Here is a 15,913-nt window from a genome sequence, read left to right on the forward strand (position 1 = left end):
AACGGGAAGCCATGGCCGCCACAGCGACTGAACTGGTCATCTTCGATTGCGACGGCGTGCTGGTCGACAGCGAGCCGATCTCGCTCGCCGTGCTGGTCGAGGCGCTTGCCGCGGCCGGTGTCGCGATGAGCGAGGAGGAGGCGCATGCGCGCTTTCTCGGCCGCAGCCTGAAGAGCATGTCGGAAATCCTGCACGACGACTATGGCCTGGCGATCGATGCGGCGTTCCTCGACTCCATGCGCAAGGTTCTCTATGAGCGGTTCCGCGCGGAGTTGCAGCCGATCGATGGCATTGCCGAGACGGTGGACGGGCTTGGCATCGCCCATTGCGTGGCCTCGTCGAGCCAGCCGGAGCGTATCCGTCTCTCGCTTTCCGTGACGGGCCTCATCGACCGGTTCGAACCGAATATATTCAGCGCCACCATGGTCTCGCGCGGCAAGCCGGCGCCCGATCTTTTCCTTCATGCGAGTGCGTCGATGGGGGTGGAGCCCGCGCGTTGCGTGGTCGTGGAAGACAGCCCGGCCGGCATCGAAGCCGCAAAATCCGCAGGCATGCGGGTGGTTGCCTTCACCGGCGGTTCGCATGCACGCACGCCGCGCCATCGCGCGACGCTGCTTGATCTGAAACCCGATGCCCTGTTTGACGACATGCGGGAATTGCTCCAGTTTGTCCGCAACGAAAAGGCCGACGGGAAAGAGCATTGATGCGCGATCTGATCGTTGCGGTGGACATCGGCACGGGCAGTGCCCGCGCCGGCGTGTTCGACCGCAGCGGCGCCCTGTTCGGGCGAGCCGAGCAGCCGATCGCCATGCGCCGGCCGAGTGCAGACCGTGCCGAGCATGACAGCGAAAACATCTGGGAAGCGGTTTGCACGGCGGTGAAGGCGGCCTGCGCGGTTGCGGGCGTGCCCTCTGCGCGTGTCGCGGCGCTCGGCATCGATGCAACCTGCTCGCTGGTGGTGCGCGACACGGCCGGAGCGCCGCTGGCCGTCTCGGGCGGCGAGGAGGCGCGCTGGGATACGATCGTATGGCTCGATCACCGCGCCCTGAAGGAGGCCGATCTCTGCACGGCGACGGAGCATCCGCTGCTCGCCCATTCCGGCCGGGTGATGTCGCCGGAAATGGAAATGCCCAAGCTGATGTGGCTGAAGCGCAACCGGCCGGAGGAATGGGCACGCGCCGGCTACTTCTTTGATCTTGCCGATTTCATCACTTGGCGGTCGACCGGCTCGAATGCCCGTTCGCGCGGGACCTTGACCGCCAAGTGGAACTACCTTTCGCATGAGGCGCAGCCGTGGAACGAAAGCTTCCTGAAGGCGATCGGCCTGGAAGATATGCAGCAACGCGGCTCCCTTCCGACAGAGACGCTCGCCGTCGGTGAAGCGGTCAGCAGGCTGACGGCGGAGGCGGCAGCATCGCTCGGGTTGGATACGGACTGCGTCGTCGCGGCGGGGCTGATCGACGCCTATGCCGGCACGTTCGGTGTGCTCGGTCCGTTTACCGGCGAGCCGGATGACCTGGAACGGAAACTGGCGCTGATCGGCGGCACGTCGAGCTGTATCGTTGCCTTCTCGCGCGAAAAGCGTTTCGGCTTCGGCATGTGGGGCCCCTACTACGAGGCCGTGCTGCCGGGCTGGTGGCTCGTCGAGGGCGGACAGTCCGCGACGGGCGCGCTGCTTGATCATCTCCTGCGCACGCACAGCGCCGGAGGCGAACCCACGGCGGCGAACCACGCCCGCGTCATCGCACGCATCCGCGAGCTTCAGGCGGAAGAGGGCGAGGATTTCGCCACACGTCTGCATGTCCTGCCGGATTTTCACGGCAACCGCTCGCCATATGCCGATCCACATGCATTGGGCGTGATCAGCGGCCTTGCGCTCGACGCCTCCTTCGACGGGCTCTGCCGGCTTTATTGGCGAGCGTCGGTAGCGATTGCGCTGGGCATCCGTCATATCCTCGACAAGCTTGGGGAGGGTGGCTACCCGCTTGATACGCTGCATGTCACCGGCGGCCATGTGCGCAATCCGCTGCTGATGGAGCTTTACCGCGATGTCACCGGCTGCCGCGTCGTCGTACCTGAGACCAATGACGCGGTGCTGCTTGGCACCGCCATGGTGGCGGCAGTCGCCGGAGGGCTTTATCCGGACCTGCCGGCTGCAGGAGCCGGCATGTATCCCGGCGGTCGCGAATACCATCCCGATCCGGCGCGCAAGGCCTCCTATGACCGAGACTACCGCCGCTTTCTTGCGCTCTATCGGCATCGTGCCGAACTCGAAGCGATCGACTAAGAAAGATTTTTGAAAAAATATACAATCAGCCGGAACCTATTTTCGGTTCGCGTGTTTTTCTGGCGTCACCGGTCTGCGCATATCCCCCAAGATGCGAGGCCCTCGACTGGTGATCGACCACGTAACCGTGTCCCCCTCCGGTCCGTGGATACTCAAGCAGCCAGTGCCCTTCGAAGGCGCTGGCTGTTTTCTTTTGTGCTTATAGCCTTGTCAGACGCCGAGAGAGATCGCTTTGGTTCGAAATGCTCCACGTGTATCTCGGTACATGGAGAGGCAGCGGTGGGCGTGCCGTCCCACCGCTGCCTGCCGCGCCGCCGCTAGCAGCTATCCGGGAGCGAGATCACGCCGCTGCGCGCGTCTGCGGCGTGAAAAGAAGGGCTTGGTTGATCAGGACCTTCACTTGTTCCGGGTTGAAAGGTTTGGAGACAAGGAAGGCCGGTTCCGGCCGTTCACCCGTCAGAAGCCGTTCCGGATAAGCGGTGATGAAGATGACCGGGATATCGGTGCGCGACAGAATCGTGTTGACCGCATCGATGCCGGAAGAGCCGTCGGCGAGCCGCACGTCGGCCAGAACGAGGCCGGGCTGGCTGTCGCTCCACAGAAGTTCGGCTTCCGCCTGCGTGCGGGCAATGCCGGTGACGCGATGACCCATGCCACTGACCATATGCGCGAGGTCGAGTGCGATCAGCGGCTCGTCCTCGATGATCATGATGCCGGTTTCCGTCTGAGCGGCGATTTCCGCGAAGGCCGAATCGAGCAGGCCACGGATGACGCTGATGTCCGCTTCGAGAATTTCCGCGGTCTTGTCGACGGCGAACCCTTCAACGGTGGCGAGCAGTAGCGCCTGGCGGCCAAGCGGAGGAACCCCGGAGAGGTCGAAGGGGGCTTCCATGCCCGGCTTGAGAGAGCCGGCGCCGCGGCTCATCGAGACGGGGAGGGAGGAAATGATGCGGCTGAGCAACCCGAAAAGCGTGGCCTTGTCGTCCCCATATTCGGGCATGGCCGAGGGGTCGATGAGGATGGTTTCGAGCGTGGCGGCGACATAGGCGTCGCCTGAGGATTGAGTGCCCGTGAGCGCGCGGGCGTAACGGCGCAAGGCCGGAAGGTGCGGTCCGATACGGTCGGAAATCGGCATGATGTGTCCCCTGTTTTCGATTTGCTGCAGTGGCAGTTGACGATTTGAACGCGGGAACCAAATTTAGGTTCCGAGGAGGGGAACTTTTTTTGCTGCGGTGCATTTCCAAGCCGAAATCGAACTATCGCGCGGTGCAACGACGAAAGTGGCCAAGAGTGAACAGTTTAGACAATCAAAAGACCGGGAGAAAAGCTCCCAAGAGGGCGGATGATCCCAATGCGCAGATCGCAACGAAGCTGCGCGCATTCTATCATTCCGTACAGGATGAGACGCTTCCCCAGCGCTTCCTCGATCTTCTCGAGAAATTGGATGCTGTTGAAAACAGTGTTCAGCGGGCTGAGTGAGGACGAGATGGACCAGGGACAGACGACTTTCAAGCGCGAACTCCTGGCTGTACTGCCAAGCCTGCGCGCCTTCGCCATTTCCCTCATCGGCCGCCACGACCAGGCCGACGATCTCGTTCAGGACACGATCATGAAGGCCTGGGCGAAACAGGAACAGTTCGAGATGGGCACCAATATGAAGGCCTGGCTCTTCACGATCTTGCGAAACGAGCTCTACAGCAAAATGCGCAAGCGCGGCCGCGAGGTGCAGGACTCGGACGGTCTCTTCACAGAGAACCTTGCGCAGCATCCGTCGCAATACGGTTCGCTCGATATGCAGGACTTTAAGAAGGCGCTTGAAAAGCTGCCGGACGAACAGCGCGAAGCGATTATTCTCGTCGGTGCTTCGGGTTTTTCCTATGAGGAAGCGGCAGAAATCTGCGGCTGCGCGCTCGGCACCATCAAGAGCCGTGTGAATCGTGCCCGCCAGCGCCTCCAGGAGCTCTTGCAGGTGAGCGGTGAAAGCGACTACGGTCCGGACGCCGTCTCGGCGCCGATTACCTCGCGCGCTTTCGCCTCCTGACGGAATAAACAAAGAGCCGCCCGCCACGATGGCGGGCGCGCCAAAAAGCTGAGGGGATTGCGGCGGGAAATGCGTCTGCCGGCTAAGCCGGGATTGTGACAGACGCCAAATCGCTGGCCGAGCGCGCATGAAGGACAATGTTCAGCCACTACCGTCCGATATTGCCGCGGTCCTGGGAGCACCAGACCGGCTGACGGCGCTTGAAGCCGCCATGCCGACCTTTACCGGCCCCGATGCCGATTTCGACGATATTGCAGTCCTTGCCTCGCAGTTGTTTTCCGCGCCGATTGCCCTCGTCACCATTCTTGGCAGGACGGACCAGTGGTTCCTGGCCCATGAGGGCACGCGGGAAATCCGGGCGCCATCGGAGGATTCCTTCTGCGCGCGCATGATCGCGGAAGGCGCCGGCGTGGCCATGGTCGTGGGCGATGCAACCAAGGACCCGCGTTTTGCCGATCTGCCCAGCGTGACGGGCGAACCCTATTTGCACTTCTATGCGGGGGCACCGATCATGGCGGACGGCCAGCCGATCGGAACCGTCTGTGTTTTCGACGTCAAGCCGCATGCCAAAACCGCGCCTGAGCTTCTGCCGCGCCTCAAACGGCTTGCCTCGCTTGCCGCCTCGTTGCTCAAGCTGAAGGAAGAGGCCCGTCGGCGCATGCTGGCGGCGGAAGTGCTGTCGCGCGACGAGAAGCGCCACGCCCTGGCGCTCGATGCGGCCAATGTCGCGAGCTGGCTCTGGGATATCTCGGCGGGTGTCGTGTCCGGCAACGAGACGTTCTATCGCATGCTCGGCATTACCCCTGCCAAGCCCATGAGCGCGCGAAAATTCTTCACGTCGGTGCATCCCGCCGACCGCAAGCTCACCATCGATCGCCTGCGTGGTGCGCTGTCATCGGGCAAGGAATATGACGGGTTGTTCCGCGCCGCCAATTCGGGCCGCTGGCTGCTCGGACGCGGACGCGTGCACGAATGGGATGCGGAGGGACGCCCGACAGTGTTTCTCGGCATTAACGTCGACGTGACGGATGGGCAGCTTGCTTCGGAACGCACCCGTCTCCTGTTGCGCGAACTGAACCACCGGGTGAAGAACACACTTGCGATGCTGCAATCGCTGGCGCGCCAGACGCTGCGCCAGACCAGCGATCCTGTCGAGTTCATGGATGCCTTCGCCGGCCGGCTGCAATCGCTCTCCGAGGCGCACGGCCTGCTCTCCGATCACGAATGGGGCGTCATTCACCTGAAGATGCTGCTGCAAAAGCAGATTATGCCCTATGCGATGGATTACGATGCGCAGGTCGAAATTCATAAGGACGAGGTCGAGCTTGGGCCGGATCAGGCCGTCGGTCTCGGCCTGGTGCTGCACGAGCTCGCTACCAACGCGCGCAAATACGGCGCGCTTTCTGTGCGCAGCGGCAAGGTGGTGATCACTGCGCGCGTTATGAACGAAGAGGGACAGCGCGTGCTCAACATGACTTGGCACGAAGTTGGCGGACCGCCGGTTGATCGCGGCGGCCGTCGCGGCTTCGGTTCGGTGCTGATAGAGCGCAGCCTCGACAAGATTCTCGGCAGCAGCGTGCATGTCGAATATCTGCCGAAGGGCGTGACGGCTGTGATAAGGATGCCGCTATAAAGCGGCATCAACTTCACTTCATAAAATGGATTGGATCAGTCGTCGTCGCGGCGGGATCTTTTCGGCGCGAGCAGGAAGCCCAAGGCAAGCGCGACGCCCGTTGCGGCGAACGGCCGTTTCGTGGCGACAGCGGCAGCGGCGGCCATCATGTCGCGCCGGGCGGCAAGCTGGTCGCGCCGGATACGGCGTAGTTCCCGTTCCCGCTTGTTGCGCAAGGCAACGACGGCAAGCACGATGAGGGCCACCAACAGAAAGCCACCTGCGAGGCCGAAGAGTGCCGGCACGGCACCGTAATGCTCGGAAAGCCAGATGGCCATAGCGACGATGGCAAGCCCGTAGGCGGTCGCGATGAGAACGCCGATGATCAGGCCTGCAATGGCGTTGCGTTTCGCTGTGTCAACGGTTTCGTCCACCCGGTCTGTGACGCGGGTGACGAGGTTTTGCAGGAGGATGGCTCCTAGTGAAAGCATGCCGTTCGTGCTCCGCCCGTTCTTGCTATGCATGAGGGACGCCTGGCGGCGTCCCCTGTCTATAGAAGGTTTAATTGCTCTGGGGATGGATCAGCGCCGCAGCAGGGCGGCGAGCACGAAGCCGGCAGCGGCTGCAATGCCGAGCGTGGTGAGCGGATTGTCCTGTACCGCCTTGCGCGCCTTGCGGCCGCTGTCGCGATAACGGTCCTGGAAGTCGGCAAGCAGCTCCTCACCGGCCGCGATCATGTCGCGGATATCGGTCTCGGCACGTCCTTTAAGGTCGTGAGCGGCGTCGCTGACATCCGCCTTCACTGCACGGGCCTTCTTGCGAATGCTGCTGGCACCGCTTGTGGCATCGTTGGCGAGTACGCGCGCAAGGGCGGCGATCTCGTCTCGCAGATCGGCGATCTGGTCCTCGACGGCCTGCGCATTGTCCTGCAATCCGTCGCGGAGGCTCTTCTTGTTACGGGTCGAAAACAATCCGTTGGCCATGCCGTTTCTCCTTTTTGCGTGTCGATCGCGCCAAGGCGCGGATCGAACGGCGCTCCACCCCCTTGGCGGAACGGTTTTCCGCACACATAACGGGCCAGCAGGCAAAAGGTTCCATCAGGCGCTGGGAAATCAGGCCAAAGCGGTATGGGGCAGCACGAAGGGCAGGCCGGAGGCCGGCACGCTGTTGATGCGCATGCGGCAGCCGAAGACGGCCTCCATGGCGTCGTCAGTCATGACCTCGGCAGGGGCACCCGCGCGCGCGATGCGGCCGCTCTTCATCATTACCATATGGTCGGCGAACATCGCGGTGAGGTTGAGATCGTGCATGACCGCGATTACCCCGCCACCACTTTCGCAATAGCGGCGCGCAAGCCTCATGATGGTGAGCTGGTGGCGGATGTCGAGGGCGGAGACCGGCTCGTCGAGCATCAGGAAGCAGGGCTCGCCGTCCAGAACGGGATCCCAGATCTGCGAGAGTACACGGGCGAGTTGCACACGCTGCTGCTCGCCGCCCGAAAGCTCCTGGTAGAAGCGGCCGGCGAAACCCGAAAGATCAACGGCGGCCAGCGCCTCGGACGTGATAGCGTCGATGCGCTCCGCATGCCGGTTTGGGCCGACGGTGAGGCCCATGCGCACGATCTCGCGCACGGTGAAGGGGAAGGCTATTGCCGCAGCCTGCGGCAGCACGGCGCGCTTGACGGCGAGCTGCCAAGGTTCCAGCGCGCCGACGGCATGACCGTTGATCGTCACATCGCCTTTGCTTGGAAGTTCGCCGGCCAGTGCCTTCATCGTCGTCGTTTTGCCCGAACCGTTCGGACCGACGATGGCGGTGAGCTCGCCGGCCTTGGCGGTAAGCGAGACGCCATGCACGATGGTCTTGCCGGAAAGGGCGACCGTGAGGTTCTTTGCGGTGATCATGAAAACCTACCAGCCGTTGCGCGCGCGGTCACGCAAAAGGACCCAGAGGAAGAAGGGGGCGCCGGCAAGTGCGGTGATGATGCCGATCGGCAATTCCGCCGGGGCCACGATAGTGCGCGCCAGCATGTCCGCACCCAGCATCAGCACGCCGCCAAAGAGAGCGGAGGCCGGCAGCAGGTAGCGATGATCCGGGCCGATGACGATGCGCAGGAGATGCGGCACGACGATGCCGACGAAGCCGATGCCGCCGCTGACGGCGACGGACGCACCCACCGCGCCGGCCACCGCGACGACGGCGATATATTTCAGCCGCTGCACCTTCACGCCCATATGGAAGGCTGCCGCCTCGCCGAGCGTGATGGCGTTCAGCCCGCGCGACAGGAAGGGCACGACGAGCAGCGCCAGCAGAATGATCGGTCCGGCGGCGAAGAGTTTTGCCCAAGTCATGCCCGAGAGCGAGCCGAGGCTCCAGAAGGTGATGTCGCGCAGCTGCTTGTCATCGGCGATGTAAATGAGGATGCCGGTGACGGCGCCGGCAAGCGCGGCAATGGCGATGCCGGCGAGCAGCATGGTCGCGACGGAGGTCTGGCCGCCGCGCGTCGCGATGCGGTAGAGCAGAAGCGTGGTCAGGAGGCCGCCGATGAAGGCGGCAAGCGGCAGGGCGAAGGCGCCGAGCGTCAGCATCAGGCCGGCCGGCAGGCTCGCGCCGAGTACGATCATCAGCACGGCGCCGAGTGCCGAACCGGAGGAAATGCCGACGAGGCCGGGATCGGCGAGCGGATTGCGGAAAAGGCCCTGCATGACGGCGCCGGACATGGCAAGCGCGGCGCCGATCAGGAAGCCGAGCAGCGCGCGGGGCATGCGGATATCGACGACGATGATGCGGTCGCGCAGGCTGAGCGCCGTCTCTTCAGCGCCGCTGAACAGCGCGCCGATCACGTTTATGGCCGACGCATCGGAAGCGCCGGTCGCAATCGACAGCGCCAGCGAGAGGATCGAGACGAGCACCAGGACGGCGAGCGTCAGGCGAGCGATCGCCGTCCGGTCGCCGGCAGCCGATGACTGGACGGCGCGCATCAGGGAAAAACCGCGCGCACTATCGCCGCGCACGGCATCATTGAGAGACATTGCCGTAGAGCTCTTTGTTGAGATCGCGGATGGCGGAGGCCGTGCGCGGGCCGAAGCCCAGGAGATGCAGGCTATTCATGCGCAGGATCGCCTTGTTGGCGGCGGCCGGCGTGACGGAGATGGCGGGATGCGCCAGGATTTCCGCATCGCTGCTGCCGGCGCCGGGACGGGTCATGACCATGACGACATCGGGCTTGGCCTTGATGATCGCCTCGTCGGTCAGCGGCTTGTAGCCATCGAAAGAACCCTCCGTCGCATTGACCGCGCCGGCAAGACCGATGATGCCGTCGGCCGCCGTGTGGCTGCCGGCCGCCATGACCTTGCCGTTCTGGAAGGACAGGATGAACAGCACGCGCTTGCGTTCGCTTTCCGGCCGCTTGGCAGCGTCCGAAATGACCGCATCCAGATCAGCGCCGACCTGCGCTTCCAATTCCTTGGCCTTGTCTTCCACGCCGAGGAATGTGCCGACGACATCGATTTTCTTCAGGATCGCCGCGCGGTCATAGCCTTCCGGCACGGTCTCGAAGGGAATGCCGGCGCTCTTCAGCACGGCCAGCGCATCCGGCGGGCCGCTGCCTTCGACGGCGAGGATTGCGGTCGGGTTGACGGCGATGACGCCCTCCGGCGAGAGCTGGCGCATGTAGCCGACATCGGGCAGCTTCGTCGCCTCTTCGGGGAAGGTGCTGGTGGAATCGCGGGCGACCAATCGGCCGCCTTCGCCGAGCGCATAAACGATTTCCGTCACAGCACCGCCGATCGCCACGAGCCTGGAGCTGTCTACCTTCTGCATATCCTCGGCCACTGCCCTGCGGATGAAGCCGCCTGCACCCGGCGCGACGAGCGGCAGGAGCAGCGGGGCGGAGAGGGCGAGGACGGTCAGCGCCATTTCCCACGGGCGGGCGCGGCGGAAATCGAAGCTCTTGCTCATGGGGCGTATCCTTCTTATGCCGCGACGCTGTTGGGGCGCGGCAGGCTGTCGAGAATTTCGCGCCAGTCGGCGCGCTCGGTCATGCCTTCCTTCCGCTTGCCGAAAAACTGGATGATCATCTCGCCGCTGGCGTCATAGGCTTCGAGCGAGGTGACGAAACCGTCGACGGTCGGCTTGCGCACCACCCAGCACTCGGCGATGTGGTCCATGCGCAGATGCATGTGGAAGGTCGGATCCATGACGTTGAGCCAAGGTCCCATCGGCTGGATGTTCTTCACGGTGCCGGTGTGGATCTGGATCGTGCCGTGGTTGCCGACGAAGCACATGATATCGACATCGCGCTCGGCGGCACCGCGCAGCAGGTCGCCGACGGCATCGGCGCGCACTTCATGGGCAAAATCCTCGCCGACGCTGCGCACGGCATCCTGGCGGGCGATCTTCAGCTTGCGCAGCAGGCCGAAGAATTGGTGCGTATCGGTCATCGCCGCCCAGTTTTCGCGCAATGCCGCAACATCGACAGGACCGGTCTCCTCGACCTTGGTGGAGACGATTTCGACGAAATCCTGCGACTGGTCTTCCAGGCGGAAGTCGGCGACGATCGCCTCATAGGCTTCGAGATTGGAGGCCGGGCGCAGGTGCACCTTGTGCACGGCCATGCCGGCCTTGTCGAAGAACTGCAGGCTGCGGCGAACCTGATCGCCATCCGTCTTGGTGACGGCGAAGCCGTGTGCCCACGTGCCGGGGAAGATGCGCAGGTCAATGTTTTCGCCGAGCACGATCGAGGCATGCTTGCCGGTGGTGATCTTTTCGAAGACGCCGATCTTCTCGTGCACGACGCTCTCGTTGCGGGTCAGCGCCATGATCTCGCCGAGCGCTTCGGCGCGTTCCAGGAAGCGGTTGGCATCGGCATCGATGCGGATCGCTGTCAGGCCGACTTCCGCCGCAACGAGGGCGGCTTCGGAGATGTCGAGCTGGGCGGCAATGTCGCGCTCGCGCATCTTCGGATTGTCGGCGCGGAAGGCGCGGATTTCGGCAGGGGTCGGTCGGGTCGTTTCGGTCATGGGCTCGGCCTTCGTCGCAATGCATGGCGCCGTTCCATGTGCAATCTCTTCCGTCGGAAAATTATCGAGGCGGAACAGGGGTTTGCCGGGAAACTGGCGATTACTATCTTGACTTCATTACTCATATTTATCTATGCACGCAATACCGGTGCCTTAAACTCATGTTAATTCTTCCGATGGCGCAGGCTGATGATCGTGGCCGGCACGTTCGGCCGGCACCCGAACCGAATTCGAACAGGCGACCTCATGACCGCACGCATGCTTCTTCTTTCCGCCCTCCTGTCCGTTGCCGCTATTTCCGGCGCTGCCGCCCAGGAGGCGTCAGCCGCCAAGGGACTGGACGTGGAGCTGAATGCGCTGGCGAGTTCGCAGAAGGGTTGCCTCTTCACCTTCGTCGCCGGCAATGGCCTGGCGCAGGATTTGTCCAAGGTTTCCTTCGAATTCGTGATCTTCAACGACAAGGGCACGGTCGAGCGCCTGGCGCTGCTCGACTTCCGCGACCTGCCGGCCGGCAAGTCCAAGGTGCGCCAGTTCGACGTGCCGGGCATCAAGTGCGAGGGCGTGAAGAACCTGCTGATCAACGATGCTCCGGTCTGCGAGGGCGCGGGTATCGGGAAGGGGCGTTGCATGGATGGCATCGTCACACGCAGCAAGGCGACGGTCGGCCTCGAAGGCTGACACTCTCGGGCACGGGACCGTGCCGAATGGGTAAACGGAACGACGGGTGAGTACGATGTCTGGTAGCAAGTGGCTTTGGGTCGGCGGCGGTGTTCTTTCCCTGCTGGCACACGCAACCGCGGCGGCCATCCTGACCATGTCGCCTGCGCCGGAAGAGGAGCAGGCCCTGATTGCCGGTGGCGTCGTTGCGGAAGTGGCGATGCTGGGCAATGGCGCGTTCGAGGCGGTTGAATCGGGTAATCCCGAGGATGCCATTCAGCCCGAGACGATCGAGCCTGATTTCACCGAGCCCGAGCCGCAGCAAGTGGCGGAAATCCAGCCGACCGAGATCCAGCCCGAGACGACCGAGATTGCGCCTGTCGATCCGGTCGTGGCCGAGCCGGTGCAGGAACTGATCGTGCCCTCCGCCGAGGTCGAGATCGCCGCCGTTCCGGTTCCCGAGATCAAGCCGGTGATCGAGCCGGAAGAGGAGATCAAGCCGGTTCCCGAGGTGAAGAAGGAAGAGCCGGTCAAGAAGGTCGAGCGCAAGAAGCCGAAGGAAAAACCGGTCAAGAAGGCCGGTGAGAAAGGCAAGGCCAAGCAGAACGCGACGCGCGGCGAGGTCGATGGCTCAGCCGATGTGAAGAGCGCGGCCGTCGGCGGCCAGAAGAAGGGCAATTCCTCATCGGCCGGCAATGCTGCCGTCAGCAACTATCCGGGCAAGGTGCGCAACAAGATCAACCGCGCCAAGAAGCGTGTTTCGGGCGGCGAGCGCGGCAGTGTGGTGGTGAGCTTCACCGTCAGCTCCGGCGGGCAGGCGAGCGGCATTCGCGTCGCACGCAGCTCCGGCAGCGCAGCGCTCGACCGGGCCGCCCTCGATTCGGTGCAGCGCGCAGCACCCTTTGCGAAGATTCCTGAGGCTGCCGGGCGCTCGTCCTGGGCGTTCAACGTGCCGATCGTCTTCAACTGAGGCCACCATTCCCGCCTGGAACGATCAAGCGGGAATTTTTTGCACGAAAATATGACTTTATTGGTCATGTTTATACTTTACTCTGATAATCATGTTTTGTAGGTTGCAGCCGAACTGAGGCTCCGTCGATGCGGAGTGCCAAAGGGGAAGCTGCATGAATGGAATGACGGCTGGCCGCATCGAAGCGGTCTTGAAAGCAGCGATTGCCGAGCGCGACCGGCGGATCGCCGATCTGGAGCGCCAGCTCAATGCGCTGAAGAAGCAGATGGCGGCGGCAGCGCAGGACGTGCCCGCGGCGATGGCACCGGCCGTTCAGGCCGCAGCCTCCATCGAAGTGAAGCTGGCGCCAACGCCGCGCAGTGTCGAAGTCAGCAAAGTCAAGCGCCGGACCGGCGAAGCAGAGAGGAAGGCAATGCGCGAGAAGCACAGGCAGCAGCAGGCCCGCCGTGAGGCAGAAACCGACGACAAGGCCGATGCCAAGGCGGGGCTCGAAGGGCGCAGCTTCCTTTATGTCGGCGGCCGGGATTGCCAAGTGGCACATCTGCGCCAGATCGCCAGCTCCTATGGCGCCAACCTCATCCATCACGACGGCGGCCTTCGCGAGGCGGTTTCCCGCATCGACAACGTGCTGCCCTCGGTCGACTGCGTCTTCTGCCCCATCGACTGTATCAGCCATGATGCCTGCATCCGTGTGAAGACGGGCTGCAAGAAGTGGGAAAAGGCCTTCGTGCCGCTGCGCAACGGCAGCAAGTCCTCCTTCGAGCGCGCCCTGCAGAGCATGAGCCAGGGAGAGACTGCGCAGTAAGTGACGAAAGACCCGAAGCCTTCATGATGATCGGCCTGCACAAGCTGGCCGCGCAGAACGGCGACGGCCTGGTGCCGGAATTGTACGCCCTCCTGACCCGCCGTGCGGACATGCTGCAAAGCGAGAATGTCACGGAGTTTCCGCTGGCGAGCGCCCGCCAGCCGGCGCGGGCCGTGAGCTTCGAGAACACGCATGGGCTTGAAGCGCGCAACGACAATGTCGTAGCCTTCCCGGCACCGCGCCTAATACGGCGGGATTCCGTCTAACCTCAGGGTCTTCCCATGTTCTTCGCCATGAACCGTTTCCGGATTGCCATCGGCCACGAAGAGGCTTTCGAGGCCATCTGGAAGGAGCGGGATTCAAGCCTGGCCAAAACGCCGGGCTTCCAGTCCTTTCACCTGCTGCGGGGCGATACCAATAGCGAAGAGGGCTTTACCCTCTTCGCTTCCCATTCGATCTGGGCGAGCAAGGACGATTTCGTCGCCTGGACGAAATCGGAGAATTTTCGGCAGGCGCACAAGAATGCCGCCGACAACAGGGCCATTTATCTCGGCCCGCCGAAATTCGAAGGTTTCAGCGTCGTCGAAGGCGCCTGATCGGCTGTTCAGCCGTCTTTTTTCGGCAGGAACGGCGCGAGTGCGACCACCAGCCAGCCCGCCATCATGATCACGCCGCCCGTCGGTGCCGACATCGGAAAGAGCCCGTATCCCGTCGAATGGCGGAAGACGAGGTCGCCGGCGAACAGCGCCGTGCCGAGCGCCATGAGGAGCGCGGCGAAGGGCGCGGCACGCATCGAGGGCCACGCGGCATAGAGCGCGATCAGCGCCGGCGCATGGGCAAGGCACATGGCCGACGCCCCGGCCATTAGGCGCGGATCGCTGCCATGGGAGGCCGCAGCCGCGGTGACGACGCCGGTCAGGCCCATCAGGCCGGCGACGAGAAGGCTGGCGGAGCGCAGCGAAAACGACACGAGGCTTCCTATTCCTGGTTCTGCATGTGGTGTGCGAGCCGCGTGACGGGCTCGAGAATGATTTTTCGCAGCCCTTCGCTCGGCACCGTCTCCTCCAGTGCCCGCACGAAGCAGAGCAGCCATTCGTCGCGCTCGGCCGGGCCGATCGGCGCCGCGAAATGGCGGCGGCGCAGCATGGGGTGGCCGCGCTTTTCCGTGTAGAGCGGCGGGCCGCCGAGCCAGCCCGTCAGATATTCGTAGAGCTTTTCCTCGCTGCCGGAGAGGTTCGGTGGGTGGATGGCGCGGCAGCGCGCGGCTTCCGGCAATGTATCCATCAGCACGTAGAAGCGGTGCGTCAAGGCGCGTACGGCCACATCGCCGCCGACCGCCTCATAAAGCGTGATCGTCTCGCCCTCTCGGCTCTGGTTCTCGTTCGTATCCGTCATACTCAAGGTCTTAGCGCCGCGCTCCGCCGCAGGCAATGCCGCGCCCGTCCAGTGCGACGAAGCGTGTCAAATGCCGGGCTTTCAGCATATTGACAAGAAACCGTCCAGACGGTATGTTTTTCTCATGAGCCAGGCACATCACCGCAAGAAACACCCGGAAGCCGTCCGCCAGCAATTGCTGGAGGTCGCGGCGAAGCTGTCGCTGGAGAAGGGGCCGGGCAGCGTAACGCTCGACGCGGTCTCGCAGGCGGCAGGGGTCAGCAAGGGCGGGCTGCTGCATCACTTTCCCAACAAGCTTTCGCTGCTCGATGGCCTTTTTACCGATCTTACCGACAAGCTCGATCAGGCGCTGGCGGAGAAGATGCGCGACGATCCCGAGCCCAAGGGGCGCTTCACGCGCGCTTATATCGCGGTCTTCTTCCAGCCCGAGGGCATGGCGGACGGCGAAAAGTGGCAGGTGCTGACGATCGCGCTGATTTCCGAGCCGCATCTGCGCGAACGCTGGCGACAATGGGTGGATCGCCACCTGCAGGAGAATATCGGCACGGATTCAGCGCTCGATGCCATGCTGGTGCGCTATGCGGTGGATGGTCTCTGGCTTGCCGACCTGCTCGGCTCGCCGACCATGGATGCCGCAACCCGCGCCGCGATGATGGACAGGCTGCTGGCGATCTCGCGCCTCTGATTGGATTTTTGAGGCGCGCCGCGCCGGAGACAGACCCATGAACCTCACCGTTGTCTATGCCGTCCTCGTTGTCGCCATCGTCTTCGAAGTGCTCGGCACCTCCGCCATGCAGGCGGCCCAGCATTTTACGCGTGTCGTGCCGACGACCATGATGGTCGTCTGCTATGCCGTCGCCTTCTTCTTCCTGTCGTGGAGCCTGCGGTATGTGCCGGTCGGTATCGCCTATGCGATCTGGAGCGGCCTCGGCATCGTTCTGATCTCGGCCGTCGGTTACTTCGTCTTTGGGCAGAAGCTCGATTTCGCCGCCATCACCGGTCTCGGGCTGATCATTGCTGGCGTTCTTGTGCTGAACCTTTTCTCCAAGTCGACATTTCATTGAAAGAGGCTGGAATCGAAACGAACCCCGCTTGCCAAAAGCGGGGCCGGGCCTTATCGATTCCGCC

At 63.4% G+C, this 15,913-nt stretch carries 21 protein-coding genes; 12 read left to right on the plus strand and 9 right to left on the minus strand.

Going from position 1 to position 15,913, the window contains the following annotated elements; all coding sequences use genetic code 11:
- Positions 1-11: 11 nt before the first annotated feature.
- Positions 12-704, plus strand: a complete 693-nt coding sequence (locus D0Y60_RS19450; RefSeq protein WP_117371621.1) for an HAD family hydrolase — start codon at positions 12-14, stop codon at positions 702-704.
- Positions 704-2,287: an FGGY-family carbohydrate kinase gene (locus tag D0Y60_RS19455; protein ID WP_117371622.1), complete on the plus strand. Its 1,584-nt coding sequence runs from the start codon at positions 704-706 to the stop codon at positions 2,285-2,287. The genes D0Y60_RS19450 and D0Y60_RS19455 overlap by 1 nt, the downstream gene beginning before the upstream one ends.
- Positions 2,288-2,627: 340 nt before the next feature.
- Here D0Y60_RS19455 and D0Y60_RS19460 read toward each other — a convergent pair whose 3' ends face one another.
- Positions 2,628-3,422, minus strand: a complete 795-nt coding sequence (locus D0Y60_RS19460) for a response regulator (protein WP_117371623.1) — start codon at positions 3,420-3,422, stop codon at positions 2,628-2,630.
- A gap of 155 nt (positions 3,423-3,577) precedes the next feature.
- Between D0Y60_RS19460 and D0Y60_RS19465 the strand changes: the two genes are divergently transcribed.
- The 3 genes from D0Y60_RS19465 to D0Y60_RS19475 all read left to right on the plus strand — a co-directional run bounded on the left by D0Y60_RS19465 (position 3,578) and on the right by D0Y60_RS19475 (position 5,961).
- Positions 3,578-3,766, plus strand: a complete 189-nt coding sequence (locus D0Y60_RS19465) for a NepR family anti-sigma factor (RefSeq protein ID WP_117371624.1) — start codon at positions 3,578-3,580, stop codon at positions 3,764-3,766.
- A gap of 7 nt (positions 3,767-3,773) precedes the next feature.
- Positions 3,774-4,328, plus strand: coding sequence for an RNA polymerase sigma factor (locus D0Y60_RS19470; protein WP_117371625.1), 555 nt, complete (start codon positions 3,774-3,776; stop codon positions 4,326-4,328).
- A 127-nt stretch (positions 4,329-4,455) separates the two neighbouring features.
- Positions 4,456-5,961: an HWE histidine kinase domain-containing protein gene (locus tag D0Y60_RS19475; protein ID WP_117371626.1), complete on the plus strand. Its 1,506-nt coding sequence runs from the start codon at positions 4,456-4,458 to the stop codon at positions 5,959-5,961.
- 35 nt (positions 5,962-5,996) lie between these two features.
- Here the strand turns inward: D0Y60_RS19475 and D0Y60_RS19480 are convergent, their stop codons facing one another.
- The 6 genes from D0Y60_RS19480 to D0Y60_RS19505 form a co-directional block, all read right to left on the minus strand.
- Complete coding sequence (locus D0Y60_RS19480; protein WP_117371627.1) at positions 5,997-6,431, minus strand: hypothetical protein; 435 nt, start codon at positions 6,429-6,431, stop codon at positions 5,997-5,999.
- Between the two features lie 90 nt (positions 6,432-6,521).
- A complete protein-coding gene (locus D0Y60_RS19485) occupies positions 6,522-6,923 on the minus strand; it encodes a DUF883 family protein (protein WP_117371628.1) in 402 nt (133 codons plus the stop codon).
- Between the two features lie 129 nt (positions 6,924-7,052).
- Entirely contained in the window at positions 7,053-7,841 is a 789-nt protein-coding gene (locus tag D0Y60_RS19490; RefSeq protein WP_117371629.1) for a heme ABC transporter ATP-binding protein, read from the minus strand.
- Between the two features lie 6 nt (positions 7,842-7,847).
- Positions 7,848-8,918, minus strand: coding sequence for an iron ABC transporter permease (locus tag D0Y60_RS19495; protein WP_245409242.1), 1,071 nt, complete (start codon positions 8,916-8,918; stop codon positions 7,848-7,850).
- Positions 8,919-8,955: 37 nt separating this feature from the next.
- Entirely contained in the window at positions 8,956-9,897 is a 942-nt protein-coding gene (locus D0Y60_RS19500) for an ABC transporter substrate-binding protein (protein WP_117371631.1), read from the minus strand.
- A 14-nt stretch (positions 9,898-9,911) separates the two neighbouring features.
- Entirely contained in the window at positions 9,912-10,958 is a 1,047-nt protein-coding gene (locus D0Y60_RS19505; protein ID WP_117371632.1) for a ChuX/HutX family heme-like substrate-binding protein, read from the minus strand.
- A 246-nt stretch (positions 10,959-11,204) separates the two neighbouring features.
- Between D0Y60_RS19505 and D0Y60_RS19510 the strand changes: the two genes are divergently transcribed.
- From D0Y60_RS19510 to D0Y60_RS19530, 5 genes are all read left to right on the plus strand, one after another.
- Positions 11,205-11,636 (plus strand): hypothetical protein, encoded by a 432-nt coding sequence (locus tag D0Y60_RS19510; RefSeq protein ID WP_117371684.1) that lies wholly within the window; start codon positions 11,205-11,207, stop codon positions 11,634-11,636.
- 55 nt (positions 11,637-11,691) lie between these two features.
- The gene (locus tag D0Y60_RS19515) at positions 11,692-12,585 is read left to right on the plus strand and encodes a TonB family protein (RefSeq protein WP_117371633.1); all 894 of its coding nucleotides are present in this window, start codon (positions 11,692-11,694) and stop codon (positions 12,583-12,585) included.
- 412 nt (positions 12,586-12,997) lie between these two features.
- Positions 12,998-13,390, plus strand: coding sequence for a DUF2325 domain-containing protein (locus D0Y60_RS19520; RefSeq protein ID WP_117371685.1), 393 nt, complete (start codon positions 12,998-13,000; stop codon positions 13,388-13,390).
- 23 nt (positions 13,391-13,413) lie between these two features.
- On the plus strand, positions 13,414-13,656 hold the full coding sequence (locus D0Y60_RS19525) for a hypothetical protein (protein WP_117371634.1): 243 nt from the start codon (positions 13,414-13,416) through the stop codon (positions 13,654-13,656).
- 15 nt (positions 13,657-13,671) lie between these two features.
- Positions 13,672-13,986 (plus strand): antibiotic biosynthesis monooxygenase, encoded by a 315-nt coding sequence (locus tag D0Y60_RS19530; protein ID WP_117371635.1) that lies wholly within the window; start codon positions 13,672-13,674, stop codon positions 13,984-13,986.
- An 8-nt stretch (positions 13,987-13,994) separates the two neighbouring features.
- Here the strand turns inward: D0Y60_RS19530 and D0Y60_RS19535 are convergent, their stop codons facing one another.
- Both D0Y60_RS19535 and D0Y60_RS19540 read right to left on the minus strand, forming a co-directional pair.
- Positions 13,995-14,315, minus strand: a complete 321-nt coding sequence (locus D0Y60_RS19535) for a DUF423 domain-containing protein (protein ID WP_245409243.1) — start codon at positions 14,313-14,315, stop codon at positions 13,995-13,997.
- A gap of 53 nt (positions 14,316-14,368) precedes the next feature.
- Complete coding sequence (locus D0Y60_RS19540; protein ID WP_117371637.1) at positions 14,369-14,785, minus strand: group II truncated hemoglobin; 417 nt, start codon at positions 14,783-14,785, stop codon at positions 14,369-14,371.
- 124 nt (positions 14,786-14,909) lie between these two features.
- Between D0Y60_RS19540 and D0Y60_RS19545 the strand changes: the two genes are divergently transcribed.
- Together D0Y60_RS19545 and D0Y60_RS19550 are read left to right on the plus strand one after the other, a co-directional pair.
- Entirely contained in the window at positions 14,910-15,470 is a 561-nt protein-coding gene (locus D0Y60_RS19545; protein ID WP_117371638.1) for a TetR/AcrR family transcriptional regulator, read from the plus strand.
- 37 nt (positions 15,471-15,507) lie between these two features.
- Positions 15,508-15,849, plus strand: coding sequence for an SMR family transporter (locus tag D0Y60_RS19550; RefSeq protein ID WP_117371639.1), 342 nt, complete (start codon positions 15,508-15,510; stop codon positions 15,847-15,849).
- The last annotated feature ends 64 nt before the right edge of the window (positions 15,850-15,913 follow it).

This window comes from Shinella sp. WSJ-2, from assembly GCF_003432075.1.
GTDB lineage: Bacteria > Pseudomonadota > Alphaproteobacteria > Rhizobiales > Rhizobiaceae > Shinella.